The organism is bacterium, from assembly GCA_035559435.1.
Taxonomy (GTDB): domain Bacteria; phylum Zixibacteria; class MSB-5A5; order WJJR01; family WJJR01; genus JACQFV01.
This window is the reverse complement of the sequence record DATMBC010000103.1, coordinates 180001-206898: the sequence shown is the minus strand read 5'-3', so window position 1 is coordinate 206898 and position 26898 is coordinate 180001. Positions and strand designations below refer to the sequence as shown.

27 protein-coding genes and 2 rRNA genes (1 of these 29 only partly in view) are annotated in these 26898 nt (G+C 63.1%); 6 read left to right on the top strand and 23 right to left on the bottom strand.

The window, feature by feature from the left end:
* Nucleotides 1–67 precede the first annotated feature (67 nt).
* From VNN55_12495 to VNN55_12480, 4 genes are all read right to left on the bottom strand, one after another.
* Nucleotides 68–748: an STAS domain-containing protein gene (locus VNN55_12495; GenBank protein ID HWO58370.1), complete on the bottom strand. Its 681-nt coding sequence runs from the start codon at nt 746–748 to the stop codon at nt 68–70.
* A gap of 19 nt (nt 749–767) precedes the next feature.
* Entirely contained in the window at nt 768–1433 is a 666-nt protein-coding gene (locus VNN55_12490; protein HWO58369.1) for a hypothetical protein, read from the bottom strand.
* Nucleotides 1434–1450: 17 nt separating this feature from the next.
* A complete protein-coding gene (locus VNN55_12485) occupies nt 1451–2959 on the bottom strand; it encodes a DegQ family serine endoprotease (GenBank protein ID HWO58368.1) in 1509 nt (502 codons plus the stop codon).
* 166 nt (nt 2960–3125) lie between these two features.
* Nucleotides 3126–3917, bottom strand: a complete 792-nt coding sequence (locus tag VNN55_12480) for a hypothetical protein (GenBank protein ID HWO58367.1) — start codon at nt 3915–3917, stop codon at nt 3126–3128.
* 85 nt (nt 3918–4002) lie between these two features.
* Here VNN55_12480 and VNN55_12475 point away from each other — a divergent pair, with 85 nt between their 5' ends.
* The gene (locus VNN55_12475; protein HWO58366.1) at nt 4003–4392 is read left to right on the top strand and encodes a DUF393 domain-containing protein; all 390 of its coding nucleotides are present in this window, start codon (nt 4003–4005) and stop codon (nt 4390–4392) included.
* A 6-nt stretch (nt 4393–4398) separates the two neighbouring features.
* On the opposite strand, the gene VNN55_12470 is transcribed toward VNN55_12475, so the two are convergent.
* The 4 genes from VNN55_12470 to VNN55_12455 all read right to left on the bottom strand — a co-directional run bounded on the left by VNN55_12470 (nt 4399) and on the right by VNN55_12455 (nt 8371).
* Nucleotides 4399–4902 carry a hypothetical protein gene (locus VNN55_12470; protein HWO58365.1) on the bottom strand — a complete coding sequence of 168 codons (504 nt, stop codon included), beginning with the start codon at nt 4900–4902 and terminating at the stop codon, nt 4399–4401.
* A gap of 49 nt (nt 4903–4951) precedes the next feature.
* A complete protein-coding gene (locus VNN55_12465) occupies nt 4952–6169 on the bottom strand; it encodes an MFS transporter (protein ID HWO58364.1) in 1218 nt (405 codons plus the stop codon).
* 8 nt (nt 6170–6177) lie between these two features.
* Nucleotides 6178–7485, bottom strand: coding sequence for a hypothetical protein (locus VNN55_12460; protein ID HWO58363.1), 1308 nt, complete (start codon nt 7483–7485; stop codon nt 6178–6180).
* Nucleotides 7486–7753: 268 nt separating this feature from the next.
* The gene (locus VNN55_12455) at nt 7754–8371 is read right to left on the bottom strand and encodes a penicillin-binding protein activator LpoB (GenBank protein ID HWO58362.1); all 618 of its coding nucleotides are present in this window, start codon (nt 8369–8371) and stop codon (nt 7754–7756) included.
* 176 nt (nt 8372–8547) lie between these two features.
* Between VNN55_12455 and VNN55_12450 the strand changes: the two genes are divergently transcribed.
* Nucleotides 8548–9777, top strand: a complete 1230-nt coding sequence (locus VNN55_12450) for a DNA polymerase (GenBank protein ID HWO58361.1) — start codon at nt 8548–8550, stop codon at nt 9775–9777.
* 126 nt (nt 9778–9903) lie between these two features.
* Here the strand turns inward: VNN55_12450 and VNN55_12445 are convergent, their stop codons facing one another.
* From VNN55_12445 to VNN55_12435, 3 genes are read right to left on the bottom strand one after another with little or no spacing between them, the layout of a single operon-like run.
* Nucleotides 9904–11109, bottom strand: coding sequence for an MBL fold metallo-hydrolase (locus VNN55_12445; GenBank protein ID HWO58360.1), 1206 nt, complete (start codon nt 11107–11109; stop codon nt 9904–9906).
* A gap of 17 nt (nt 11110–11126) precedes the next feature.
* Complete coding sequence (locus VNN55_12440) at nt 11127–11495, bottom strand: cupin domain-containing protein (GenBank protein ID HWO58359.1); 369 nt, start codon at nt 11493–11495, stop codon at nt 11127–11129.
* Nucleotides 11496–11503: 8 nt separating this feature from the next.
* Entirely contained in the window at nt 11504–11791 is a 288-nt protein-coding gene (locus tag VNN55_12435) for a hypothetical protein (GenBank protein HWO58358.1), read from the bottom strand.
* 218 nt (nt 11792–12009) lie between these two features.
* Here VNN55_12435 and VNN55_12430 point away from each other — a divergent pair, with 218 nt between their 5' ends.
* Nucleotides 12010–13293 carry a C1 family peptidase gene (locus VNN55_12430; GenBank protein ID HWO58357.1) on the top strand — a complete coding sequence of 428 codons (1284 nt, stop codon included), beginning with the start codon at nt 12010–12012 and terminating at the stop codon, nt 13291–13293.
* A 51-nt stretch (nt 13294–13344) separates the two neighbouring features.
* On the opposite strand, the gene VNN55_12425 is transcribed toward VNN55_12430, so the two are convergent.
* Both VNN55_12425 and VNN55_12420 read right to left on the bottom strand, forming a co-directional pair.
* Nucleotides 13345–14073, bottom strand: a complete 729-nt coding sequence (locus tag VNN55_12425) for an isoprenylcysteine carboxylmethyltransferase family protein (GenBank protein ID HWO58356.1) — start codon at nt 14071–14073, stop codon at nt 13345–13347.
* A gap of 301 nt (nt 14074–14374) precedes the next feature.
* Nucleotides 14375–15091 carry an SDR family oxidoreductase gene (locus VNN55_12420; GenBank protein ID HWO58355.1) on the bottom strand — a complete coding sequence of 239 codons (717 nt, stop codon included), beginning with the start codon at nt 15089–15091 and terminating at the stop codon, nt 14375–14377.
* A 162-nt stretch (nt 15092–15253) separates the two neighbouring features.
* Between VNN55_12420 and VNN55_12415 the strand changes: the two genes are divergently transcribed.
* Nucleotides 15254–16144, top strand: a complete 891-nt coding sequence (locus VNN55_12415) for a DNA-formamidopyrimidine glycosylase family protein (GenBank protein ID HWO58354.1) — start codon at nt 15254–15256, stop codon at nt 16142–16144.
* Between the two features lie 77 nt (nt 16145–16221).
* Nucleotides 16222–17718: an SLC13 family permease gene (locus VNN55_12410; protein ID HWO58353.1), complete on the top strand. Its 1497-nt coding sequence runs from the start codon at nt 16222–16224 to the stop codon at nt 17716–17718.
* A 2-nt stretch (nt 17719–17720) separates the two neighbouring features.
* On the opposite strand, the gene VNN55_12405 is transcribed toward VNN55_12410, so the two are convergent.
* The 7 genes from VNN55_12405 to VNN55_12375 all read right to left on the bottom strand — a co-directional run bounded on the left by VNN55_12405 (nt 17721) and on the right by VNN55_12375 (nt 21227).
* Entirely contained in the window at nt 17721–18086 is a 366-nt protein-coding gene (locus VNN55_12405; GenBank protein ID HWO58352.1) for a DUF1428 domain-containing protein, read from the bottom strand.
* 27 nt (nt 18087–18113) lie between these two features.
* Nucleotides 18114–18542: a DoxX family protein gene (locus tag VNN55_12400; protein ID HWO58351.1), complete on the bottom strand. Its 429-nt coding sequence runs from the start codon at nt 18540–18542 to the stop codon at nt 18114–18116.
* Nucleotides 18539–19036 (bottom strand): SRPBCC family protein, encoded by a 498-nt coding sequence (locus VNN55_12395; protein HWO58350.1) that lies wholly within the window; start codon nt 19034–19036, stop codon nt 18539–18541. The genes VNN55_12400 and VNN55_12395 overlap by 4 nt, the downstream gene beginning before the upstream one ends.
* A 2-nt stretch (nt 19037–19038) precedes the next feature.
* Complete coding sequence (locus tag VNN55_12390) at nt 19039–19560, bottom strand: SRPBCC domain-containing protein (protein ID HWO58349.1); 522 nt, start codon at nt 19558–19560, stop codon at nt 19039–19041.
* On the bottom strand, nt 19544–19894 hold the full coding sequence (locus VNN55_12385; GenBank protein ID HWO58348.1) for a metalloregulator ArsR/SmtB family transcription factor: 351 nt from the start codon (nt 19892–19894) through the stop codon (nt 19544–19546). Before VNN55_12385 ends, VNN55_12390 begins: the two co-directional genes overlap by 17 nt.
* A gap of 152 nt (nt 19895–20046) precedes the next feature.
* Complete coding sequence (locus VNN55_12380; protein HWO58347.1) at nt 20047–20499, bottom strand: SRPBCC family protein; 453 nt, start codon at nt 20497–20499, stop codon at nt 20047–20049.
* Nucleotides 20500–20522: 23 nt separating this feature from the next.
* Complete coding sequence (locus tag VNN55_12375; protein ID HWO58346.1) at nt 20523–21227, bottom strand: cupin domain-containing protein; 705 nt, start codon at nt 21225–21227, stop codon at nt 20523–20525.
* Nucleotides 21228–21856: 629 nt separating this feature from the next.
* Here VNN55_12375 and VNN55_12370 point away from each other — a divergent pair.
* Nucleotides 21857–23497: a M2 family metallopeptidase gene (locus tag VNN55_12370; GenBank protein HWO58345.1), complete on the top strand. Its 1641-nt coding sequence runs from the start codon at nt 21857–21859 to the stop codon at nt 23495–23497.
* 177 nt (nt 23498–23674) lie between these two features.
* Here the strand turns inward: VNN55_12370 and VNN55_12365 are convergent, their stop codons facing one another.
* The 3 genes from VNN55_12365 to VNN55_12355 all read right to left on the bottom strand — a co-directional run.
* The gene (locus VNN55_12365; protein HWO58344.1) at nt 23675–24613 is read right to left on the bottom strand and encodes a DUF4268 domain-containing protein; all 939 of its coding nucleotides are present in this window, start codon (nt 24611–24613) and stop codon (nt 23675–23677) included.
* 171 nt (nt 24614–24784) lie between these two features.
* Nucleotides 24785–24901, bottom strand: a 5S ribosomal RNA gene (gene rrf, locus VNN55_12360).
* A 171-nt stretch (nt 24902–25072) separates the two neighbouring features.
* A 23S ribosomal RNA gene (locus VNN55_12355) occupies nt 25073–26898 on the bottom strand (it continues 1525 nt past the right edge of the window).

Sequence of the window (26898 nt, the reverse complement as noted above, 5' to 3'; positions counted from 1 at the left end):
ATGCGGTGACGATTCGCCAGCCACTCCAGCGAGCGGGGACGTGCACGGGGCGACAGCCAGCGCATACTCAGCGAAACGCACGCGAACCGTGCATTTGACGGCGGTAGTAACGGAATCGTTGGCGCCGCAACGCCAACCCGGCTGACCAGAGGGCGCGAAAGATCGCCCAACGTCCGGCGCGAAACGATCCGGTTTCCGCCAGGCGGGCGCGCAGTTCGCCGATGGAATAGAAGGGGTCTTCGAGGATCAACTGGCGCAAGGCATCGATGACTGTCTGCGGGGCGGGCGCCGCGGGGGCCGCGGGCGCGGAAGGCGCTGCCGACGCGGGAACCGGACGCGCCACGGCGGCGCGGCCGTGGCCGTTGCCGCCCTGGAAATGCGCCTCGGCGGCATCGAGCCCGTCGAAGTGCAACAGCACGCCCTCCAGTTCGAGCAGATTGTAGACATCGCGCACCGGCGCGGTCATGCGCGCGAGTTTCAGATCGCCGCCGCCCTCGCGGGCTTCGCGCAGGCGCGAGATGAAAATCCCCCAACCGGCCGAGGAAATGTACTGCGCCCCGGCCAGATCGATAACCAGACGGGTGCGCTTCTGCCGCACCAGGGTGCCGATCACATTGTCCAGTTCATCGGCGGTCAGCGTGTCAACCGTGCCGTCGACACGCACGACAAAGACATCTTTTTGCGCCGCACTGGGGGCCACCGACAGCCGCAGTCCGCCGGAGAGGGATGTGGGAGTCTGATCGCTCATGGCAACCGCGGTCCGTGCCTCAACTGGGGCCCCACTGGAGCGAGTCGGTGGGGGTTTCTTCCGGTTTGATCTGGCGCAGGAACGTGCAGGTGATCGGGGCCATCGTAACCTTGATGGTCTTCTTCTCGACGCTGGTAATGTAGACGGTCGGCTCCAGCGGCTGGTCTTCCTCCAGATCGGGGGTGTAGAGCACCGCCAGGTTGTTGCTGAAGGTGGTGCGGACCACGCCCATCTCGGTGTGGCGCTCGGAGGAGAGCATCGGCAGCGAGCGGAGGCGCCGTTTCTTGATCGGATCGTGGAAGACCACCGAGTCGATGTTGAAGGAATAGCCGATCAGCTTGCGCGGGATGGGGCGCACCGACAGATCAAACCAGCACATGAGCGGGTGCTCTTTGCCTTTCGGACCGGAGATGAAGCTCTGGAGCACCTTGCCGGAGAGACGCAGCGTGAGACTGTCGAAGACGTACTCGCCCTCGGGGCCGAGGGTCCACTCCATGACGGCGGGCCAATGGGCGCTGCGCGTGAGCCAGTAGGGCGTGCCTTCGTAGAATTGCGGGGCCGGCGGCACGGTGACGGTGGGTTTGACGGCGTGCTCGGTTTTGGCGGTCGACTCGGGCGCGGTCTTCTCCGAGCCGCAGGCGGCCAACAGCAGGGTCAAAAGCAGGATGCTTGCGCGTGGTCTCATGGCGGTTGTTCACCGGCTCAGGCGCCGGGCAACGAAAGGTAGTACAAGGCCCCGCCCCGCGACAACAACAAGACGATGGAACCGCCCTCGTATTTCGTCAGCAGGCGCCTGAAATCCTCGACGCCGCCGACGGCTTCGCGGTTCATCTCGAGGATGACATCGCCGACGCGCAATCCGGAGCGTTCGGCGGGGGAACCGGAGAGAATGTCCTTGACGATCACGCCGGTCTGGGCGCGGAGGTTGAGCCGCTCGCTGGTGCGCCGGTCGAGGGCCTCGACAACGATGCCCTGCAGGACGCTGCCTTGGGCGGATTGGCTGTCGGGACGGTAGGTGAATTCGGTTTCCATTTCGGCGACGGCGACGGTCATCGTGTGGCGTTCGCCGCCGCGCACAAAGCCAATCTCCACTTTGTTGCCGACCGGGGTCAGCGCCACCGAGCGGCGCAGTTCGAGCGCGTCGTTGATCGGCTTGCCATCGTAGGTGATGATCACATCGCCATGGCGCAGCCCGGCGCGGGCGGCCGGCGAGCCCTCGGCGACCTCGTTGATCAACGCGCCGCGTCGGTCGGCCAGGCCAAAGGCCTCGGCCATGGCCGCGTCGAGATCCTGCACCGATACGCCAATCGTGCCGCGCTGAATCTTGCCGGTGGCGAGAATCCCGCGCAACACGCCCTGCGCAATCGTGATCGGCACCGCGAAGCCGATCCCCTGGTAGCCGCCCGAGCGCGAGAAGATCGCCGTGTTGATGCCGATCAGACGCCCCTGCGCGTCCACCAGCGCGCCGCCGGAGTTGCCGGGATTGATCGCCGCGTCGGTCTGAATGAAGTTCTCGTAGTCGACCAAGCCCAGCTCCGAGCGCCCGACCGCGGAGATGATGCCCATGGTCACCGTCTGGCCGATGCCAAACGGGTTGCCGAAGGCCAGCACCACCTGCCCGATGCGCACCCGGTCGGAGTTGCCGATCGGCACGGCCGGCAGGTTTTCGCCGTCGACTTTGAGGACCGCCACATCGGTGGCCGGATCGGTCCCGAGCAGACGGGCATCAAAGCGACGTCCGTCGTAGAGAATGACCTGGATCTGGTCGGCGCCCTCGATCACGTGATTGTTGGTCAGCACGATGCCATCGGGGCTGACGATCACGCCGGAGCCCAGCGAGGTCTCGCGGCGCTGGCGGGGTATCGAGAAAACCCGCGGGCCGAAGAAATCGAAGAAGGGATCGCTGCCGAAGGGAGTGTAAACGCGATCACGGGTGACCACGACCCGCTCGGAGGACACGTTCACGACCGCCGGCGCCACCCGTTCGGCGACATCCGCGAATCCATCCGGCGCAAAGACTCCCGCACTCAACCCGGAGGAGCCGGTGTCCGTCTCCGCCTGATACTCGTTGGCGGCGGCGCTGGCGGTGATGCTGTCGCCAGTCGAAGGTGGCGTCCGGTCGCCGCTGGTGTTCTGATGCAAGCCGACACCCAGCCCGACAAAGAAGAGAATGATCCCCAGGGTGATTCCGGTACCACGGCCAGTCGACACGGTAGCCTCCGCCTCAGAGTACGACAACGGCCCCGCCATCGTCGTTACTCGCAGTGATTATACCGTGCCGGGATTCCAGCGCAAATGGGGATAACGAGCTAGCCAGTTGCGACAATGACCGGACCGGCTGCGTCGGAGCTTAAATATTCAACCTATTGGACAATAATCACTTAATGACGATGGTGCGCTCGGTGACTGTGAACCGGCCAACCGCAGTCGCACCGTCGGGTGTCATCAATTCCACTCGCAGGTGATGCGCACCCGGGGACAGATCGGTCAGAACATACGGGACCAAATCATGCAAGATTGTCGGGGCACTATCGACCGTGAGGCGCACACGATGATCCTCCGGCCCGATGGCGCAACCGGAAACGAGAAAGTCGAGAAGTATGGCACGACCCTCCTGGCCCTCGAATTCCCCCTGCGGCCAGTTGAGCGTCAGCACGGGCCCGGGCGCGGGAGCCAGAGTGTCGTCGACATGGATCGTGACCATCCGGAACGATCCCGGCGATTTGATGCTCTCATGCCAGCTGCGGCAGGCGTAAACGCGCAGGTGATGCACACCCGGAGTGGCCACTCCGGCGAAGACCGGCTTGCCCAGGCCGTGATGCGAAAGCGGCGGCCGGTCATCGAGGATGATGTGGGTGTGTTGCCCCTGCGGGGAAAGCGTCAGGCCGCAACGGTCGGCATGCTGTGTGGGCGCGCCGATGGCGATGCCCGCCACCGACACCGTAACGAAGATCGAATCGCCGGCCCGATACCGCTGGCCATCGGTCGGGGCAAGGATGGTGACCACCGCCGTGTCGGACTGAGCGGAGTGTCCCCAGCGGTACAGCCCGGGGATGCCGCCTTCGACCGCGAGAGGGCGGGCGAAATGCAGGGTGTCGATCGGCGGTTGGGCGACGACCGTCGCGGCCGCCAACAACATCGCCAGTGTCGAACGAACTATCGTTTTCATCGCTGCCCCCGCATCGGTTATTCTGCCATGGCCGGTGTCGGCGCGTCGCGAAGATAGACGCACGGCCCGCGGGCGGCAACAGATCATGCGCAACGGTGGATCGGACGAGACTCGGCTCTGGCTGTTCTGGGATGGCGACTGCGCATTCTGCCGTCGCTGTGTGTCCTGGGTCGAACGACGCGATTGGCAGGGTCGATTCCGCCCTCTCCCCTACCAGCAGGCGCCATCACCGCCGATGACCGAGGAAGTGCGGGCCGCCTGCCGCGCGGCGGTGCACGTGATGACCCCGGAAGGACGACTCCTGAGCGGAGGCGCGGCGGTCGCCTTCATCCTCGGGGAGATTGGCCACCGTCGTGTGAGTTGGATCATGACGCGCCCGGTCATCCGTAATCTGGTCGAATGGGGCTATCGGTTTGTCGCGCGCCACCGTCGCTGGATCGGACGCCTGGTTTTCGGCAAGGACTGTCGGACGTGACCGCCGTTACGCCGCCGGCGCGTCACGCCAGCGTTCGAGTTGGCGACGGTGGCGCAGGATGTGCACGATGGCGTGCTCGAGCATCTGCTCGATGTCGTAGGGCTGTTTCCAGCGAGTCACGAAGCGCAACTGCCCCTGTTGGTCATCCGACCAATCCTTGATCCGTCGCAACACCTCAACCATTTGATCGAAGGCGGCCCACACGCCGTCGATCGCATCGCCAGGAGTGGCGACATCGATCGCGCGCCGGGGCGGGGGTTCCTCGTTGCGGTCAAGGGCGCGCTGAATGTGATCGGCGTACGAATACGCCGCGCCGACCACATGCGCGGCGATGTCGCGCACGCAGGCGTAATGTTCATCGGACAGCGCGGTGCGGGCAGTGTAGCGATAACGCGGCAGGCCGCGCAAAACGGTTTCATAGTCGCGGATGGCGCGGGCGTATTCGTCGAGCACCGCGCGCAGTGAGCCGGAATAGTCGGACCAACGTTGGGGGTCGGGCGCTGGGGTCATGGTGTTCTCCCGGGGACTCAAGATCGGAATGCGGCCAGACCCGGTTCAATCACTTTGTCGCCGGGGCGGCATCGAGGTCCGATCCACGCCAGACAAACCAGATGGTGCCGATCGCGCCAAACGCGGCGGCGGCCAGGAAGTTGGTTTGCGGGCTGACATTCCAGAGGAAGGCGCCGCCGAAGGCCGCCAGCGAGACGATCACATCACGGACCAGATAATAGAGCCCGAACATCCCCGCCTTGCGTCCCTCGGGGGCCAGATCCATGATCAACGCCTTGCGGGTCGGTTCGCCGAATTCCTTCAGACCGCGCACGATGAAGGCGCCCACCAGCGGCCAGAAGGAATGCGCAAACAAAAGCACCAGCGGGAAGGCGGTGAAAAAAAGAAATGTCGCCACCACAAAGGGCTTTTTCTGGCTGCGGTCGGCGAAGTGCGCCACCGGGATGTAGATCAGCATCGCCGTGGCCATCTCGATGGCGGTCAGGACGCCGAATTCCACGGCGCTGACCGGCGCGGCGATGGCCTTCATGCTCCAGACCACCACAAAGGCATACGGGATCTGCTCGCAAAAGCGCACCAGGACATCGGCGACCAGCAAATTGCGCAACTGCGGAGTCATCTGTCTCCACAGCCGCAAGGGATTCCCCTCGGCTTGCTGCGCGGGCGGCGACGACGGCGCCTCCGCGATCAGGCGCTGTTGCAACGCCACCGACAGGAGCGCCATCAGGATGGCAAAGCCGAAGGCGACCCGGACGCCATCGGTTTCGCCCCAGATGCCGATGCACACGCCTCCGGCGATCGGGCCCAGCGACATGGGAATGCGGCGCACGATCGAGTGCATCGACACGCCCATGGTGCGTTTCGATTGGGGCAGGGCCTTGGAGACGATGCCCATGGTCGCCGGCAGCGATATCGCGCTCCACGAAAGGAAAAAGAAGGCGCCGATCAGCACGGCCTGCCAGGCCGGCACGAGGATGACGATGATGTACCCGATGATCGCGATCAGATTGAAGACCAGAAGCGCGCGCTTTTCGCCGAGACGGTCGGCGAGATAGCCGCCGGGGAAGGAGTAGAGCGCCGAGAGCAGATTGTCGAGGCCGTTGAGCAATCCGATCGCGATGGTCCCGCCGCCCAGCGCCAGCAGGTAGATCGGCAGGAAGCGCTCGGCCATGTGTTCGCCCATACCGACGAGGATGGCCATGCCGAGCACGCCAACAATGCTGCGGCGCAGGCCGAGGAACTCGCGAATGCCCGAGGGCGCGGTCATCGGGGCGATTACCGGAAGGAGCGGACCCGCTCAAAGGCGATGCCGCGTTTGGGGACGGTGATCGAGACCGGCAGACGGTCGACCTCGGCGCCGTTTTCGCCGCGCACCAGCACCTCGAACTGGTGATCGCCGGGGGGCAGTTCCAGCTGCACCATCCAGATGCCGTTGGGCAGAAAGAGGCAGGAGCGGGTGTCGGCGCGCTCGGTGACCACGTTGAAGATGTTGACCAGCGCGCCGAGGGCCTTGTCTTCCTTCTTGGCCTGCGTGCGCGCCAGTTCCTTGACCAGGGCGCGGGCAACGGTCTTCAGCAGAATCTTCGGAATGCGTTCGTTGAAGGACTTCTTTGCGATGGCGTTGATCGGCTCGGCCAGAATCGGCGGGAGCGCGTTGCCGACCGAGCAACGCACCCCGACCGACTTCGCCTCGCTGGGAAAGTCGACCATCCGGGGGAAGGAGAAGTGCAGCACATGGTCGAGGGTGAGGTTGTTCCCCTGCCAGGCGTAGATGTCGTTGCCGTAACGGTCGACGATGACCGTGGCGTACTCGGCCTCGCACCCCTTGCAGTTGCGGTACTTCGAGTCCTTCTCCTCGAAAATGGGCAGGGTGATGTTGACCGCCTCGAGGTAGGGCGTAAAGCCGGTCTCGACAAAGACAACCGCGTTGGCGCGCAGGCGCAGGTCGAGTTGTTTTTCCAATTCGGGGTGGCGCTCCAGCAGCGTGCCGGCCTCGTCGGCGGCGCCGATGCGCATCAGCGAGGAGTGCAACTCACTCACCAGCCCGGGCGGTGATTTGACGCCATAGAGACGGGCATAGTCGTCGTAACCGCGATAGGCGTCGCGGTAGGCGACCGCCGCGTCGTTGTGTTCCCCGGCGGACTCGTAGAGCATCGCGGTGAAATACTGCATGAAGGCGTCGTTCTTGTAGGTGCTCTTTCCTTCCTTGGCGTCCTGCAATTCGGTGAGCCGCTGGTTGGCCTTGCGCGCCTCGACCAGCGCGCTTTCGAGCTGTCCGAGTTTGAGGTAGTTGAAGGCGCGGTAGTAGTGGATCAGCACCAATTCGTGCGGGTAGCCGCGGTAGGGCAGCGTGTTGTCGCTGGTGACCAGCGCGGCCAGTTCGTTGGAGACGCTCTTGGTGTAGAGCTCCTCGTAGCGCAGTTCGGCGGCGTCGAAGGCGGCGTTGGAGGAATCGTATTCGCCGGCTTCGTGGGCCAGGTAGCCGCGCTCCAGCAGGTAGAGGAGATCGTCGGGCTTTTCCTTTGTCTTGCTGAACTCCTGCCAGGCGGCGTCGGGCCGGCCTGCGAGCAGCGATTCGCGCACCTTGGTGAGCGATTCGGAATGGGTGGCGCAGCCGGCGAGGGTGAAGGTTGCGACCAGAGCGGCAAACGCGGTCGCCAGGGAAAAAGAGCCGGCGCGGCGGGAGCCTCGCCCTCCCCCAATCGGCGGAGATGCGAAGCGGGTCGCGGAATGGGGGTCGGAAGCGTCCTCTCCCCTCGCCCACGCCGCGACGTGGCCGCGAATGACTCGTTCACCGCGGCGGACAGGCCGGCTGGTGCGCGCTCGCATCATGCGACAGCTGCCGCCGGGATCACGGCTTGTACTCGGAGCGGCCGATGTACTTTTTGATCTTCTTCTGGCCCAGCCAGGCCTTGACGTTCGTCTCGATGTCGACAAGCGTCAGGTCGGCCTGGTAGTAGGAGACCTTCTCGCCCTTTTCGGAGTCGATGATCTGGTTGATCTCGCCGATCAGCATGTAGTCGGCGCCGACCTCGCGTCCCATCGCCTTGAGCGTCTCCTCGGTGGCGTTGATGCGCTGATCACGCTTTTCCGAACGGAGATCGTCGCGCTCGACCGCCGAGGCGACCACCTGCACCTTGCCGGAGTTGACATAGGCGCGTTCGATATCGCCGACGAACGTGCCGACCGGGATATGCTCCTGCGACTTGTTGCGGATCGCCCCGACGATCACCACCGGCTTTTTCGCCTTGGCGGTCATGTGCTCGGAGAGCCACGGGTGATTGAGGCAATCGCGGATCATCTCCTCGGAGACCAGGCGCGAGTCGGTGTCGTTCCAACGGCCGGAGAGGTCGATTTGCTCTTCGGTATCGACGCGGGTCACGACGGTCCGCGAGGAACAACCGGCGACCACAAGGAGCGCCGTCGCGAGGAAGACTGCCACAGTCGGTGTGTTGATTGAACGTTTCATTGGTACCCCCATCAATTGTGCGAATGGTCGAACCCTGGCTTCGGCCTAATCTTGCATCCGGGCTTCGGTGCCGACAAGCCCAAAAGCGCTTCGGGGCAGGGATTTAGGCCGATTAACCGCCTTCCGTCGCCGGAGAAAGTGATCAGAGCCGGAACACGGGGCGCGTAGTTTGAAGCGTGGAGACCATCGATCCCCTGCGCTGGCTTTTCCTCGACCTGAACTCGTATTTCGCGTCGGTCGAGCAGGAGTTAAACCCGCGTTTGCGCGGCAAGCCGGTGGGTATTTTGCCGATCATGGCGGAATCGTCCTGCTGCATCGCCGCCAGCCGTGAGGCCAAGAAGTTCGGGATCAAGGTGGGGACCTCGCCGGCGGAGGCGCGACGGCTGGCCCCGGACTGTGTCTTTGTCGAGTCGCGGCCGCAGCGCTATGTCGAGTACCATCACCGGATTATCGAGGCGGTGCAGACCTGCGTCCCGGTCGACAAGGTGCACTCAATCGACGAGATGGCCTGCCGTCTGGACGCCTCGCAGCGCTCGGTTGAAGCGGCGGTCGCTCTGGCGCGACGAATCAAGGGCGTGATGCGGGAGAGGGTCGGAACGGTGCTGACCTGCTCGATCGGGCTGGCGCCGAACAAGTGGCTGGCCAAGGTCGCCACCGACATGCAGAAGCCGGATGGACTCACGGTGATCTGTCCCGGTGACCTGCCCGATATCCTCTACCCGCTGGAGCCGCAGGACCTGCCCGGCATCGGGCCGCGGATGAACAGACGTCTGTTGGCGCGGGGCATCACCACGGTGCGGCAGTTGTGCGCGCTGCGTCGTGACGAGATGCGGCATCTGTGGGGCGGGGTTGTCGGCGAGCGGTTCTGGTACTGGCTACACGGCCATGACATCCCGGATGTGGTGACGCACAACAGTTCGCTGGGGCATTCGCATGTCCTGCCCCCATCGATGCGCCATGAAGCGGGAGCCTATGCGATCGTGCAGAAGCTCCTGCACCGCGCGGCGTTGCGTCTGCGCTACAATCATTGGTGGTGCACCGGGCTTTATGTGCAGGTGTCGTTTTTCAACGAGCGCAGCTGGAGCGTCAAGGCGACCTTCGCTGAATGCCAGGACACGCTGACGCTGCTGCACACGCTCAAGCAGTTGTGGCAGGGGCGTCCCGATTTCGCCCGCGACAAGGCGTTGTCGGTCGGGGTGACGCTCTTCGGGCTGGTGCCCGACCGTCTGCACAATTACTCCCTCTTCGAGGACACGCGCCGCCTGGCGCTCTCCGAGGCGATCGACCGGATCAATGCGCGCTGGGGGCGTGACACGACCTACTTTGCTGGCGTGTTGCCCGCCAAGGAGCATGCGCCGACGCGGGTGCCATTTTCCAGCATCCCGGCCGAGTGTGATTGGGCATAGGGGTGGGAAACAAAGATTCCAGGCCCTTTTTGCAGGGGGTCGGACATTCCTGGCTGACCTGCCGTGAATCGGGCGAATACGCGGTCCCCTTACGGGGTTGACGGCCGCTTCCGGAGAGGATGCCGATCAGCCGTGCGCGAGGGCACAGACATTGCGGCCGGTTTCCAGCGTGTCGGCCTGGTCGGGATCGGCGGCGATCAGGCCGGCATTGACGCGTTTGATTTCGACATAGGCGGGCATGGCCGGGGGCAGTGTGCGGCGGATGTAGTCGACGAAGGCGGGCAGGTCGCCTGCGGCCATCCGCAGACCGGCGTTGGTCTGCCGCAATTCGCCCAGCGCGCGTGCAAAGGCGCCGGCGCCGTCGGACTCGGAGAATGCGCTGAAGTGTCCGGGCAGGACAATCGTCTCATCCGGCAACGCCAGCAGACGGCGCAGCGAGCGGTAGTGCAGTTCGGCCCAGGATTCGGGGTGGCCGCCGAGGTCGGGACGGGCAATCGAGGCGATGAAGATGCTGTCACCGGAGAGCAGGTAACGGCCATCGACCAAAAGCGACAGATTGCCGAGTGTGTGCCCGGGCACATGGAGGACTTCGATGCGGACATCGCCGCATCGCAGTGTCTGGCCCTCGCGCAGGTATTCGAAAGGCAGATCGCCGCTCAGCACATCGACCGGATGGATGGCATCGTACGGATGCAGAAAGTAGGGGGCGCCGGTCGCCTGCGCCAGCATCCGCCCGCCGCTGAGATGGTCGGCATGACCGTGTGTGTCGACAATGACGGCCGCGCGCAAACTTCGCGACTCAAGGAAACGCAGGTAGGGCGCCATGTGTCGCAAGGGGTCCACGACGATCGCCTCGCCTTGAGCGGCGATCACATAACCAAGGCAGCCGCGCGCCGGACGCTGGCATTGGTACAGACTAAGGGTGTCGGATTCGACAATCGGGCAGAAGTGGTAGTGCGCCGCCCAGGCGCTCATGCCGCCCTGGAGACCGTACGCTTCCCACCCGGAGTCGCGCAGGACCTCGGCCGCAAGCGACGAGGTGACGCCTTTGGCGCAGACCAGCGCGACCGGCGCCGTACGATCCAGATTCTCCGGCAGGCGCTGTCCCGCCCACAGCCGCAACGCGGCGCGCGGATCATCGCGGCCACCGGTCTCGAGGATGGCGGTCATCGCGACGTTGGTGGAAGTACCGGGCGTCGGTGTCTCGATGCGCCAGGCGGCATACTCTTCCGGCGCGCGCAGGTCAATCAGCTGGAAGCGCTCGCGCGCCAGCAGGCGGCGGTGGAGCTCCTCGACAGTCCAGACGCGTTGGTTGACAGCGGCGGTGGTCATGGGACACCCGGGACGCGCTACAGACGCGGCAAATCGCCGGGCTCGATTGTGTAGGCGTGATCGACGTTGCCGGTGTTGCGGGTCGTGGCCGGTTCGAACAGCAGCACCGACGCGACCCGCTGGGCCACCGGCTTGTGCTCGACCCCGCGCGGCACGATGCAAAACTCGCCGGCGTTCAGCCCCACGACATGGTCGCGAAAATGGATGTCGATGTGCCCGTCGACGACAAGGAACAGTTCATCCTCGGCGGCGTGATGGTGCCAGACATATTCGCCGTGAAATTTGGCCAGTTTCACATACTGGCCATTGAGCTCGCCGACCACATGCGGCTGCCAGGGCCGGGCGATCGCGGCCAGTTTGCGCGCGAGATTGACCGGGTCGGGCATGCTCCTCCTTACGCGGTCTTCGGACGGTGGAGACGCAGGATCTCGTTGATCTCGGGAATCGAGAACCGGCACAGCTGGATCACGCGGGCGTTCTTGCGGTATTGCGGCGGCACCACCATGATCGCTTCCTCGCGCGAATCCGCCTCGAGCGCGAACCAGGCTTTGTGGATGTTGTCTTCGCAGCCGAAATCGGCGTTCGCAAGAAAGTGCGATCCGCTCTCCAGGAACACCTTGATCGCCTGCGCGCAGCCGTAGGTGTCTTCGGGGTGGTCGACTTCGATCAGGAACCTGGGCACGTTGCACCGCCTTTCCACAGATGCTTTCTCTACGAGCACGAACCGGAGAAGTTTCCTCGCCATTAGGGTAGGGTTTGCCGAGGCGAAGATCAAGCGCCGTTCACCGGGGCAGAAATTGACACGGGAGCGCGCCGGTTGCCTTGTCAGCGCCGCCGGCCGTGGCCATTCTACCGCCGGACGGCGCCGATGACCAGCGCCGCCTGACTGCGAGGTCACCCATGCGCACGACTCTTATCGCCGCGCTGATCATGGCGCTGGGCGCCGCCGCCGGCGCCGCCGCCCAGACCGACACGGTGCAATACCTGCCCCGCTATTTCGATCCGATCCTCGAAGAGATGGAGGACGCCGCCGACTCGCTCAAGGCGGCGCGGGACAGCGTGAGCGGCGAGATCCGCAAGCGCCAGAAGGATCGGCGTGAGACCGAACGGAAGGAACGCCGGGAGTTGCGCTTCGACATGACCGCCATCCCCGCCCCGGATTCGCCGGGTGTCTTCACGTCGGTATTTCACTTTCCTCCCGTGCGCCAGTATGCCACCGGCACTTGCTGGTCGTTTTCCGCGACATCGTTCATCGAGTCGGAGGTGGCGCGCAAGACCGGCCGGCAGATCAAGCTGTCGGAGATGCACACGGTCTACTACGAATTCATCGCCAAGGCGCGGCGCTATCTCCGGGAGCGGGGCGACAGTTGGAACGGCGAAGGGTCGGAAGCCAACGCGCTATTGCGCATCATCCGCGCGCACGGCATGGTGCCGCTGGCGGTCTACAGCGGCCGTCCGCAGGGCGGGGACCGTCACGACCACGGTCCCTTGGCGGAGGAATTGACCGGATACCTGGAGCATGTCAAAGCACGCGGCGACTGGGATGAGGAGGCGGCCATCGCGCATGTGCGCCTCATCCTCAACCGCCATCTCGGCGAACCGCCGGCCCGCTTTCGATACGAGGGCAAGACATACACGCCGCTGGAGTTCATGTCCGAGGTGTTGACCATCAACCCGGATGACTACGTCGATTTGATGTCCACTCTGTCGCTGCCCTTCTTCCGGCAGGGGCCATTCGAGGTGCCCGACAACTGGTGGCACGACAGCACCTACTACAATGTCCCGCTCGATCAATGGTACAATGCGCTGGCCGCGGCGATTCGCGCCGGCTACTCGGTGGAACTGGGCGGCGATGTCTCCGAACCGGGGTGGTACGGGAAGGAAAACCTGGCGGTGGTGCCCGATTTCGACATTCCGCCGGCCTACATCACGCCCGCCGCGCGTGAATTCCGCTTCTACAACCAGACCACGACCGACGATCATGGCGTGCATCTGGTCGGCTACACGACGATCGGCGACCGCGACTGGTACCTGATCAAGGACTCGGGATCCAGCGCCCGCCGCGGGAAGTTCGGCGGCTACTTCTTCATGCGCGACGACTACCTGCGGCTGAAGATGCTCAGTTTCACCGTGCACAAGGACGCGGTGGCCGAACTGTTGAAATCCTTCTCGACGACACCGTAGCCGGAGACATCCGCCGGCGACGATGTCTGTCGCGAGGCCGACGCCAAAGGCTCAGGACTCCCGTCGGCTCGGCCAGGGCATCAGCATCGAGACGCCCCCGCGGTACTCTTCGTACGCCTTGCCGTGGAACGTGACCAGGTCGCGCTCCTCCAGCTGGATGGCCACAAGGATGTAGCCAAGCGTCATCACCGCGAAGAACAAGTGATGGCTGGTCATCACCGGCGTGCTCCAGAACGCGATGATAAAGCCCAGATAGATCGGGTGACGGACCATCCGATAGAATCCGGGGGAGCAAAACTGCGGCGCCTGGTAATTCCGCCCTTTGAAGTACATCCACACTTGCTTCAGCCCGAACAGATCGAAGTGATCGATCATGAAGGTGGCGACCAGAACGATCAGCCATCCCACCCCGGACAGTGCCTGCAAAGCCGCCTTCGGCACGGCCCCGGTCACCTCCCAGATCACACCGGGCAGGGGCTGCCAGGCGCGGAAGAGGATCCAGAGGGCCAGGCTGGAACAGAGAACATAAGTCGACCGCTCGACCGGCCGCGGGATGATCCGGGTCCACATGCGCTTGAAGCCCTGTCGCGCCATCACGCTGTGCTGAAGCGCGAAGATCGACAGGACCAGCGCATCGATCACCAGCGCCTTGACCCAGGAACTGCCTGGCTCGGGGGTGAGTGAATCCATCGTGAAAACAAACCAGATGGCATACAGGAATGTGACCAGGAAGATGGCATAACATATCACCCCGTAGAGGAGCGCCAAGGTGCGTGTCATCCGTACCTCCTTCCGCAGATGTGTCGATGCAAAACGATCGCGCAAAGGCGAGCGATTAACTCCCGATTAAGCTAGGGGTTGAGCCTGATGCGGGCAAGCCGAATTTAGCGCGTCGGCGGAGAGTATTGTGGTCGACGGACGGGGGGAATCGGAGGCGGGCGAGCGCGTCAGCGGCCCGATCGCGCGTGCCTGGCGGCCAGCGTCGATCAACGATTCCAGGCGGCGCGGGTGTGATTCTTCCGCAGCCGGCGGCGGAATGCCGCGGGGGGCGGCGAGGAAGCCAGGATCCGCCGCAGGCTCCTCAATCGGCTCCATAGACGGGAACCGCGGCGCCGTGCACCACACGCCCGGCGTCGCTGCAAAGAAACAGGATCACCCGCGCGATCTCGTCGGGCTTGGGCCACTTGGCGTGATTCGCCTGCGGCATGGCCCGGCGATTGGCTTCGGTGTCGATCGTGCTGGGCAGGACGGAATTGACGCGCACTCCGGTGCCCCGCACCTCCTTGGCCAGCGCGTCCATCATGGCCAGCGCCGCCGCCTTGGAGGCGGCATAGACACCGCCTCTGGCCGCCGGATCGAGCGCCGCTTTGGCGGCGATATTGACCAGCGCGCCGCGCCGTTGTTTGATCATCACCGGCAAGACCGCCCGCGTCAGCACAAAGCCGGCGCGCAGGTTCAACGCCAGCATCTGTTCAAGGACATCCGGCGCGGTCTCCCAGAGCGTTGCGCCGCCGGAGTAGCCGCCGACCGTGTTGACCAGCGCATCAAGATGGCCATAACGGGCGACGATGTCGGCCACCATCGCGCCGACTTGTGCGGCATCGGTCACATCAACCTTCTGGCCGGCGAGAGAGACGGAGGGGGGCGCCGACTCCCGGAGCGCCGCGAATTCACTCTCCGACCGATAGGTCACAATCACTTCAGCCCCTGCGGCCAGGAACGCCAGACTGACCGCCCGACCCAGCCCGCCGGTGCCGCCGGCGACAAGAACGATCTGATTATTGAATTCAATGGTCACGATTCCCTCCCGGGCACCGGCCCCCTGGCAGCGTTGCGCGGCGACACGGCCGCTTCTGTGAAATTCTACGGCCTCACGGACCATTTGTAAACCGGCCAGTCCGGCCCGCAGAGTGCGGCGATCCGGCTTGAACGGGGCGGCGGGGAAGCGCATGATTGCCGCATGCCCGAACTGCCCGACATCACGATCTACATCGAGGCCCTGACAGCGCGACTGGTGGGACAGACGGTCGAGACAATCGACATCCACAATCCGTTCGTGCTGCGCTCGGTCACGCCGCCGATAGCCGCGGCGCAGGCGCAGACGGTGCGCGGGGTGGAGCGTCTCGGCAAACGCATCGTCATCGTATTGACCGGCGAGCTCTACCTCATCATTCACCTGATGATCGCCGGGCGGCTGCGCTGGGGCGCCCCGGGCCGCCGGCCGCCGGGAGGCAAAGTGACGTTGGCGGCACTGTATTTCGCCAACGGCGCTCTCTTCCTCACCGAGGCGGGAACCAAACGGCGGGCATCGATGCATCTGGTGATGGGCGACAGCGCCCTCCGGACCTTCAACCGCGGCGGGCTCGAGGTTCTGGATGCGTCGCTCGAGGAGTTTGTCCGCCGGTTGCGTTCCGAGAACCACACGGTCAAGCGCGCGCTGACCGATCCGCGTCTGTTCAGCGGCATCGGCAACGCCTACTCGGATGAAATCCTCCATCGCGGCCGCCTCTCCCCCATGGCGATGACCCACAGACTGAGCGATGAGGAATGCGCGCGACTCCACGATGCCGCGCGAACGACCTTGACCGAGTGGATCGCGCGGTTGCGGAAAGCGACCGCCGGCGAGTTTCCGGAGAACGTGACCGCCTTCCACCCGCAGATGGCGGTGCATGGCCGTTTTGGCCTCCCGTGTCCCGTGTGCGGATCGCCGGTGCAGCGGATTCGCTATGCCGACAACGAAACCAACTACTGCGCCCGCTGCCAGACCGGGGGGAAACTGCTGGCGGACCGGGCGCTCTCGCGGTTGTTGAAATCCGACTGGCCAAGGTCTATTGACGAGCTGGATCAATAGCCGGACCGATCTGCCCCGTTGCCTCAGAACAACAAAAGCATAGGTGTCGCGCGTCACCGGCCGTAGTTTGCCGCGGTATGAACCGCGCCACGGGCCAGGGCCTGCTTGGGCGCCGTGTCGGTTTGATCCTCGGGCCGGCCGGATTCATCTTCCTCGCCTTTTTCACCGACCTCGTTCCTGGCAATCCGATGGTCAGTCGCACCGCCGGGGTGACATGGCTCATGGCGGTCTGGTGGATGACCGAGCCGGTGCATCTGGCGGTGACCGCATTGATCCCGCTGGTCCTTTTCCCGCTCCTGGGCATCGCGGAGGGGCGCGCAGTGGCCGGGCAGTACACCAACGACATCATCTTCCTGTTCGTCGGAGGCTTCATGATGGCCCTGGCGATGGAGAAGTGGGGGCTGCTGCGCCGGGTGGCGTTGTGGATTGTGGGACTTGTCGGCGTCGGGCCGCGTCGTATCCTGCTGGCCTTCATGCTCGCCTCCGGGATCACCTCGATGTGGATCTCCAACACCGCCACCGCGATGATCATGGTCCCGATTGCGATGGCGGTGATCGCGCGAGCCCGTCAGGACTGGCCGGGCGAGGAAGGCACGCGGTTTGCCACCGCGCTTTTGATTGGCATTGCCTATTCCGCCACCATCGGCGGTCTGGCGACGCTGATCGGCACGCCACCCAACCTGGCCTTCAAACGGCTGTATTCACTGCAATTCCCCGATGCGCCTGAGATCAGCTTCTTCCAGTGGATGCTCTTCGGCGTGCCAATGGCCATGGTGTTGATGGCCGTCTGTTGGGCGCTTCTGGTCGCGATGTTCCTCCGCCGCCTCCCCAAGGTCGGCGATGCCGCCGCGGTCTTCCGCGCCGAGTATCGTCAACTGGGCAGGATGGGCTATGCCGAGCGTACGGTCGGAATCCTCTTCGTTGTGTTGGCGCTGCTGTGGATCTTCCGGCAGGACATCGTGCTGGGGGCCTTTACCATACCCGGTTGGAACAACCTCTTCCCGTCGCCGAAAATGATCGACGATGGCACCGTGGCGATGATCATCGCGCTGCTATTGTTCCTGATCCCGTCGCGGGGCGAACCGGGGGAACGTCTGCTGGACTGGCGCACGGCGGTGCGTCTGCAGTGGGGCGTGGTCCTGCTGTTCGGCGGCGGGTTCGCGCTGGCGCGGGGGATGGAAGATTCGGGTTTGTCGGCGTGGCTGGCCGGTCAGCTGCGCGCGCTGGAGGGCGTTCCGCCGTTGGTCCTGGTGTTGAGCATCTGCATGCTGGTGACCTTCCTGACCGAGCTGGTCTCCAACACCGCCTGCGTGCAGATGGTCCTGCCGCTCCTCGGGACGCTGTCGCTGGCGATCGGCGTGCACCCGTTGCTTCTCATGGTGCCGGCAACAATCGCCGCGTCCTGCGGTTTCATGCTGCCGGTGGGCACGCCCCCGAATGCGATTGTCTTTGGCACCGGCGAAGTGCGGGTGCGCGACATGATTCGCGCCGGGCTGGTGATGGACCTGCTGTCGGTGCTGATCACCGCCCTGCTGGTGTTCGCGCTCGGGGGCGCGGTGTTCGGGATCCGTTGAGCCTACACCGCCACTTTCACCGTGAAACCGCCGTAGGCCATCCGCTTGTAATCGAACGGCGGTTTCCCCGCCTTCATCATTCGGGCAATGCGCGGATCCTTCATGACACGGGCGTTGACCGCATCGCGGTGCGCGCGCGACTTGTAGGCGATCCAGGAGAAGACCACCGTCTCGCCGGGCTTACAGCGCGCCGCCTTCTGGAAGCTGTAGAACATGCCCTTGTGGTCCAGATCATCGGCGACACACTCGCGGTACTCCAGCGCGCCGAGGTCCATCCAGACCCGGCTGGCCTTGCGCGCCAGCCGCAGGTAGGCCTTCAGGTTCCGTTTGGCGACCGGGATCACGAACCCATCGACATAGCGAGCCATGCCTTCTCTCCCTTCACGGCAGTTCGATTACGGATTGACGGACCTTTTACGGATCAACGCGTCGACACTCCATGGGCCGGCGCCGACTGCGGCAAGATACAGAAAGAGAAAACAATAAAGCACTGCCGGCGCGCCACCGTTGACCACCGTCCAGAAACTCCGCGGCGCATGAAACTGGAAATAGGCGACCGCCATCATGCCGGAGAGGATGAACGCGACCGGACGGGTGCACAGACCGATCAACAGCAGACCTCCACCGAAGGTCTCCAGAACGCCCCCGAACCAGACCTGGCTGGGGAAGACCGCGACGCTGTCGTCGGGAGGCATGCCGATGGGGAAGGCAAAGAGCTTCATCATGCCGTTCTGGATGAGCATGAAGGCGGCGACGATGCGCGTGAGGCTCAGCAGCCGTGAGCCCCAGGCCGACCAGTGACCGGTCAACAGCGAATCGGTCATGGTGTCCCTTTCTGCAACTGCGACACCGATTCCGCGAGCCGTGCCAGATGCTGTTTCATCCCCTCGATGGCGCCATACTTGGCGGCCACGTATTCGAGCGCCTTGGCCGACGGGAACAGCGCGCGCACCGTGAGCCGCGTCTTTCCGTTTATATCCTCCAGAATCACAGTGGCCTCAAAACTCACCGGTTCCGCCCCCGGCACTGGTACATGCTTGTACACGATTCGCTCAGACTGAACGATCTCGATATAAACGATATGGTTCTCGTAGTCCGTGCCGTCGGGACCGTGCATGGTAAATCGCCAGTGGCCGCCGGGACGGACATCGATTGCGTGCGTAGTTGTGGTGAACCCACTCGGCCCCCACCACCGCGCCAGGTGCTCGGGGTCGGTCCACATCTGAAATACCAGATCTCGGGGCGCATCGAGTTGCCGCACGGCAATGATCTCGCAATCGGTCACTGTCGTCGCGCCGTCAGCGGTGTGTGCTGGCATTGTCACGCTCCCTGCGCGTGCTTGAGATAGTCGGCCAGCACCTCGAACGATCCGCCCCAACCGCCCTTCATGCTGTCGCGTCCGGCCTCGAAGGCCCTGATTTCGGTCTCGCTGGCATTGATCGGGATCCACTCCACCGCCACTGTGGTCTTGCCGTGGCGTTCGGTGAAAGTGACGGTGGTCAGAAGTTCGGCGGGCCAGTCCGGGGCGAGCGGATGGCGGGTGATGGCCCCCTTTTCATCTGAGAACGTGTTGACATAGACCAGTTTCTCCGGCGGGACAATCTCGCGGTAGTAGGCGCGTCCCCAGATCTCATGCTCGCCAAACTGCAGGCAGTAGTGGAAACTGCCGCCGACACGGAAGTCCATCTTGCTGTACTTGACGGTCGAGCCCTTCGGGCCTGTCCACTGCACCAGTCGCTCCGCCTCGGTCCACGCCTTCCAGACAAGATCGCGGGGCGCATCGAACTCGCGCGCGATCACAAACGGCGCAATCGGGGCAAGGACATCACTTTTTCCGGCCACGTTTCTTCTCCTTTCGCTGGACGTCCAACAGATAGGCATCGAGTCGATCGAAACTCTCTTCCCAGAAGCGGCGATAATCCGCCACCCAGTCGGCGGCTTCCTTCAACGGCGCGGGCGCCAGACGGCAGGGGCGCCATTGCGCCGCACGGCCGCGCTCGATTAATCCGGCGTGCTCCAGCACCTTCAGATGTTTGGAGACCGCCGGCAAACTCATGTTGAACGGCTTGGCCAATTCGGTGACCGCGGCCTCGCCACGGGACAAACGCGCCAGAATCGCGCGGCGTGTCGGATCGGCCAGCGCCGCGAACGTGGAACTGAGCGTGTCGGTCGTCATCGTCTTTGTCCCCGCCTGCTTACTTAACTCATCGGTTAAATACGAGGCAAACGCTCTGAATGCAAGACAAAAAAGAACTGATTAAGGAAAAGTGACGGCGATTGGGCGCGGTTGACGCGCAGAGTACAGTTAAGATACTGACAGGCAAGTCGTTAACTAATCGTATCTCCCTTGCCCGTGCGGCGCCATTCCTCGCACCGACGTTTGAGACCTGCGGCCTCCCAGGAGATGTACTGACGGGTAAGCCCGCCGGCCAGCCACGCGACCAATGGGGCAAGCCATCCTTCGAAACGGACAGCGAGCGTCACCTGGCATCCCTGTGGAGCATCCGTGATCCAATGGTCGGCGGTGGCGCGCAGACCGGGGCTTTTCGATTCCCAGGTGAACCCTCTCCCCTCTTCGAGGACGGTGACAGTCATCACATTGGTCGGCAACTTCGGTTGGCGTATACGGGCGCGGCTGCCCAGGCGCAGCGGGGCGCCATCAAGCAGGGTGATGTCGCGGATCGAGGGTGTCCATTCGGCCCAGCGCTCGACATCGCGCACCACCGTCCAGATCAAGTCCGCCGGCGCGGCGATCTGAACGGTGGCGCGGAACTCGGACATGATCGTTTTGCGTGAATGGCCGCTTACTTGACGATGATGCCCTTCTTGGCCTGCTCGATATTGACGCCCTTAAAGGGGAAGTAATCGAGCACATCGTACTCCCAGACATTCGTCGGGAAGATCACGACCAATTCGGCGACTTCATCGCCCAGATTCATGAAGCAGTGCGGCACCATCGGCGGAATGTTGACGATATAGGGCGCCTGGATGGCGAAGATTGAATCGCCGAGGGCGTAAAGGATCTGCCCCTCCAGGAGCACATGCGACTCTTCGCCCTTGTGAGTGTGCATCGGCGGCGCGCCGCCCGGCGAGGTGTAGGTGATGCCGATGGTCAGATTCTGGTAGCCGTGGCGCTGCCCTTCCATCACGTGCACCCACTCGCCCGGACCGGGATTGATCACGTCCAGATCGCTTTTCAGCAGCGCGAAATCCCGCACCGCTTTCATGTCCGGCTTGACGAACGGGCCGGGCACCCGGCGGGTTTCGATCGGATTATGCGGGTGATGCTGCGCATGCAGTTGCCGGCGCGCCTCGTCAATGGGCAGGATGACTTCGCCGGTCGGCCCGATACGCACCGCGCCGGTGTCGCTGGGCTGGTGATTGATCGTCGGCTCCGGCGGCGCCTTGTATTCGTGGGCGCGCGCCGTTGCCGCCACAGCGGCGACCGCAAGCAGGGCCGTGACGGTCGTCACGGCGATTGCCGATGACTTCGACTGGTGACAAACCATGATGCCTCCTTCTGTCGGTTGCGATGGAACAGTGGGCTTCGCTTCGTGAGCGCTGAACTGCCTCGGAATTTCGAACCAGACTCAATTGGTGTCAATTGCCAATCCGGACAGCGCCGGCGGCAATGACCGCGCAATCGGATGATTGTAACCCCGTATTCTGGGCGGGAAGATGCGCGAGATGACAGCCCGGCCCCAGGCCCACCCAGTCACCGGCTCGGCGCCGACGCTCCGGTGGCCACCGGCAAGTCGACTGGGAAGTACCCGCGTCTGACGCCGATGGGCCGTTGGGTGCGTCTGGAGGCGCGGGTGGTCGAGTTCAACGAGAAGAAGGCCGTCCGTGAGTGCCCCCTCTCCTCCTGGCGAGCTCTGTGCCACCGCCGAAGTCGTCGCGGTGAGTGTGACGCCGGAGTGGACGAAAGCGTCGCAGGCCGTGGCGGCTCACTGCGCGTTTCTCCGTTCGGGAGCCCCCGATCCCCTGTCAACAAGTGCGCGGCGGCGGCAATGACCGATTGAACACCCCCTCCTTGTGAATTAGGTTGCAATCTCGCCGGCCGTGTCGGCCGGATTCACGTGGAGGTTTTATGCGTATGTCTTGTCGGAGCGCCCTGTTCTTGATCTTGGGAGTCATCGTGACCAGCGCAGTGGGGCTGACCGCGGGAGTGTCGCAGGAGGAGTTCAAGGGATTCGTTGCCGCCTACGAGGCGAGGATCATCCCGCTGTGGAAGGAGAGCGTGCTCGCCAGTTACACCGCCTCGGTCACCGGCAATGACGCCGATTACCAGAAGTCGAACGAATTAAATCTCGAGATGGCGCGTTACTATTCCGATCCCGAACTCTATGCGCAATTGAAGGCCTTCCGCGACGGCGGGCAGGTGAGCGACCCGATCCTGAAGCGCGAACTGGATCTGCTCTACCTGCAATTCCAGGGGTACCAGATCGACTCGGCGCTGATCGACAGGATCACGACGCTCGCGACCACGGTCGAGCAGAAATTCAGCACCTTCCGCACCAAGCTGGGCGACCGGGAAGTCGCCGACAATGTGGTCGACAGCATCCTGCGCCAATCGACCGACTCCGCCGAACTCGAGAGTGTCTGGTTGGCCAGCAAGGAGATCGGCCGGGTGGTGGCGCCCGACGTGCTGACGCTGACGAAGCTGCGCAACGAAGCCGCGCGATCGCTGGGCTACAAGGACTACTTCGAGATGCAGTTAAAGCTCTCGGAGATCGAGCCGGCCGACTTGCAGGCGCTCTTCGATGAACTCGATGTCCTGACCCGCCCGGTCTTTGTCGCGCTGAAGGCCGAGATGGATTCGATCCTGGCGGCGCGTCTGGGGATCACGCCGGACCAATTGCGCCCCTGGCACTACCAGAACCGTTTCTTCCAGGAGGCGCCATCGATCTATGGCGTCGATCTGAACTCGTTCTACGAGGGCAAAGACCCGGTGGCGATCGCGCGGAAGTATTTCAACGGGATCGGCCTGGAGATCGACACCATCCTGGCGCGCAGCGATCTGTATGAAAAGCCGGGCAAGTACCAGCACGCCTACAGCGCCGATGTCGACCGCGCCGGCGACGCCCGGATCATCTGCAACCTGCGCCCGAACTACTACTGGATGGCCACGCTACTGCACGAGCTGGGGCATGCCACCTATTCGCGCTACAACGACCCGAATCTCCCCTGGCTGCTGCGGTCCGAGCCGCACGCCTTCACCACCGAAGCGGTGGCCGAGTTTTTCGGCGCGCTGCCGGCCAATCCGCGGTGGTTGGTCGAAGTGATGGGGGTCGCGCCGGAGGAGGCGGCGAGAGTGGCGCCGGCCTGCAAACGATCGTTCCGCGCCGAACGGTTGATCTTCAGCCGTTGGGCGCAGGTGGTGGTGCGCTTCGAGCAGGGGCTTTACGGCAACCCCGATCAGGACCTCAACAAGCTATGGTGGGACCTGGTCGAGAAGTACCAGTTGCTGAAACGTCCCGAGGGGCGCAACGAACCGGACTGGGCGGCAAAGATCCACATCGCCTCGTATCCGGTCTACTACTACAGCTACCAGATGGGGCAGATCCTCGCGGCGCAGTTTGCCGATGCCATCGGCCGCAATGTGCTCGGCGCCGAGAATTCCTACGACCTCAGCTTCGCCAATGACCCGCGCATCGGGGAGTTCTTCCGTGAGAAGGTCTTCCGTCCGGGCAGCCGCTACCCCTGGAACGAGATGATCGAGAAGGCCACCGGCCGCAAACTGACCTCGGAGTATTACGCGAAGCAGTTTGTGGAGTAGGGTGGGTGCGGTTTGAAGAGCGGGCGATTCGCCTCGGCGGAGAGTCTGCTCTTGGCTAGGGTGCGACCGCGAGATTCCTGCGTCAGAGGGAAAGATCAGCTGGACGCAATCAGGCAGTCATTTGCGAGCCCTGACCAAGGTCAGGGCCACGGCTGCCGTGGCCACGCGCTTGTGCGATCATGACTTCGTGAGATATGGCTTCAGCGTTCTGGACAGTTTGTCCATTGCGGAGATCATCGCCTCCTGAATTGCAGGCCACTTGTCCTCGTCAACGAGGCCTCCTTCTCTCAAGACGCATCGAACACGGGCTCCTCGTTTCTCGTCCAGTCGCTCCCAAGAGAGCGGGACTCCAAACGCCTGCTCAATCTCAGTCTTCGAAGTCTGAAGGGCATCAAAAATGCGCTTGTTCTCGTCCTTATCGCCCGTGTCAATGTATAGCTCGACAGCTCCCTCCTCCTTCATCCAGATGATGTAAGTGAAGCTCACCCCTGAGCGGACCCCGGCGCCGGCCGAAATCCATGAGTCTTTTGTTGGGGATCGCTGGGCATGATGCATGACGCCCCTCTCTCTAGCGCGAGCAAGAAGACCTTCCCAGAATTTCAACCGAAGTATGTGACGCTCAGCCAGTTCTTTCTTCTGTTTTCCGAAGCTCTTTGATTCAGGGCTGGGTCCCACAATCACAGTGAAGAGGGGAGCGGGATCGGACCCGGAGATCCGATAAGCGGCCAGCCGTACCAGGTAGAAAGCTATGTCGTCAGGTGTCGTTTCATTCAGCCACTGAATTGCCCGGATGTGCTCGGGTCGCGGCTCTCGTGTGATCCAGACAGCCGCTCGTGCATCGAGGTTGGTCAGATAAGTAAGCAACTTGCCAAGATGGTCGTGGTCAGTGGGCTCGAGTTGATTTTCAATAATCACGCGTTCCCCGTTATCATCCTCTGCCACCAAATCGACTTGGAAATTCCCGGCCAGGAGCTCCCGGTGGGGGTCAGAAAGTGAGACGCCGATGGCCTCTGACAGCATATCGAGATTCACTTCCAGCCAGGCTGAGAACCCGTGTTCCTCATGCCTCCAAAGTTCTCGTAGCGGAATCGGCTCAAGCTTGCCGATACTTGTCATGGTTTAGTCCTCCCGCGTACGATGTCTGTCCAGCTGCGCCAACAGTACGCAACGAAGATATATGAAGTGCTTGCGCGCCGGGTACGGTCCAGCGTCCACCGGCTAAGAACGGACATTGGGATGGAATTTAAAAGCCCCCGTCCGCAGGCGCGGACGGGGGCTTCAAATAACTCCCGGCGGCGATCTACTCTCCCACCCCCTCGCGGGGGCAGTACCATCGACGCTGAAGGGCTTAACTGCCGAGTTCGGAATGGGATCGGGTGTTTCCCCTTCGCCAAAGCCACCGGAAACTTGTCACGTGCAGCAAACCTCGCGGTCCGCACGCTGGCAACACCACACTGGAAGTGAATACGGATTGATCATTCTCGCGTGCGACGGCTTGCGAGCCGCCGCTGCGCATGTTGGCGCGATTGAGTCGATCAAAGTCACCCAAGGATTGATTTCCTTGGGAAATTTTAATCGGTCAAGTCGCACGGCCGATTAGTATCGCTCGGCTGAACCCCTCACGGGGCTTACACCTGCGACCTATCAACCCGGTAGTCTACCGGGGGCCTTCAGACTCAAAGAGTGGGAAACCTAGTCTTGGGGTGGGCTTAGCACTTAGATGCATTCAGCGCTTATCCCTGCCAGACGCGGCTACCCGGCTGTGCCGTTGGCACGACAACCGGTGCACCGGAGGTCTGTCCATTCCGGTCCTCTCGTACTAAGAACAGCTCCCCTCAAGTTTCCTACGCCCGTATCAGATAGGGACCGAACTGTCTCACGACGTTCTAAACCCAGCTCACGTACCGCTTTAATCGGCGAACAGCCGAACCCTTGGAACCTTCTCCAGCTCCAGGATGCGATGAGCCGACATCGAGGTGCCAAACCTCCTCGTCGATGTGAACTCTCGGAGGAGATAAGCCTGTTATCCCCGGAGTACCTTTTGTCCGATGAGTGACGGCGCTTCCACGTGCAACCGCCAGATCACTAAGTCCTGCTTTCGCACCTGCTCGACTTGTAAGTCTCGCAGTCAAGCTCCCTTATGCCTTTGCACTCTGCGGCTGATTACCAAACAGCCTGAGGGAACCTTAGAACGCCTCCGTTACAGTTTAGGAGGCAACCGCCCCAGTCAAACTGCCCGCCTGGCACGGTCCCCGGGCCGGATTCACGGCCCTGGGTTAGAATTCCAATGAAACAAGGGTGGTATTTCAACGGCGACTCCACCGAATCTAGCGACCCGGTCTCAACGTCTCCCACCTATGCTACACATGCAACATCAAAACACAATGCCAGGTTACAGTAAAGGTTCACGGGGTCTTTCCGTCCCGATACGGGTAAGCGGTATCTTCACCGCTGCTTCAGTTTCGCCGAGCCCCTTGTTGAGACAGCGCCCAAGTTGTTACACCATTCGTGCAGGTCGGAATTTACCCGACAAGGAATTTCGCTACCTTAGGCAGATTGTTACGCATCCCGCGTCGCGACAAACTTCTGCCGCGTCACAGGACGGGTCCGGTCGTTTCCGCCGGACTCTGCATGTCGCCATGCAGGTCGGACTCTATCTTGACGCGCACTGCGCGTCTCCGGCGTAGAGTCTCTGGGGATTTCCGCGGCCGGAGGGCCGCGGATCTTTCCTGCTGATTGTCCGCACGTCGCGCATTGTCACGGTGCGGCACGGTAGGGGCGTATTGCATACGCCCGGTCCGGGCCACGCCGTAGCGGACGATACTCGGAGGTTCCAGCATTTAGCCGGATTTGGTAACGGCCCGTTGTGTTCGTCCGGAGGGACGAACGCGGGTAGCGAATCAGGAGATGGGGACGTGTTTGAACCGTTATAGTTACGGCCGCCGTTTACTGGGGCTTCGATTCGCAGCTTCGCCTTGCGGCTGACCGCTCCTCTTAACCTTCCAGCACCGGGCAGGTGTCAGTCCGTATACGTCGCCTTCTTAGGCTTCGCACAGACATGTGTTTTTAGTAAACAGTCACCCAGGCCACTTTACTGTGACTCTCCGAAGAGAGTACCCCTTCTCCCGAAGTTACGGGGTCATTTTGCCTAGTTCCTTAACAAGGGTTCTCTCGAGCACCTTAGGATTCTCTCCTCACCCACCTGTGTCGGTTTACGGTACGGGCTCCTGCACCATAAGCTTAGAGGTTTTTCTCGGCAGCGGGATTAGGGTCGGTTTGTGGGCTTGCGCCCTCCCCATCGTGTTTCGGCGTTGAGACAACGGATTTGCCTGTCGTCTCCGTCTACGCACTTGGACCCGGACGTCCAACACCGGGCCGACCTTTCACTTCTGCGTCACCCC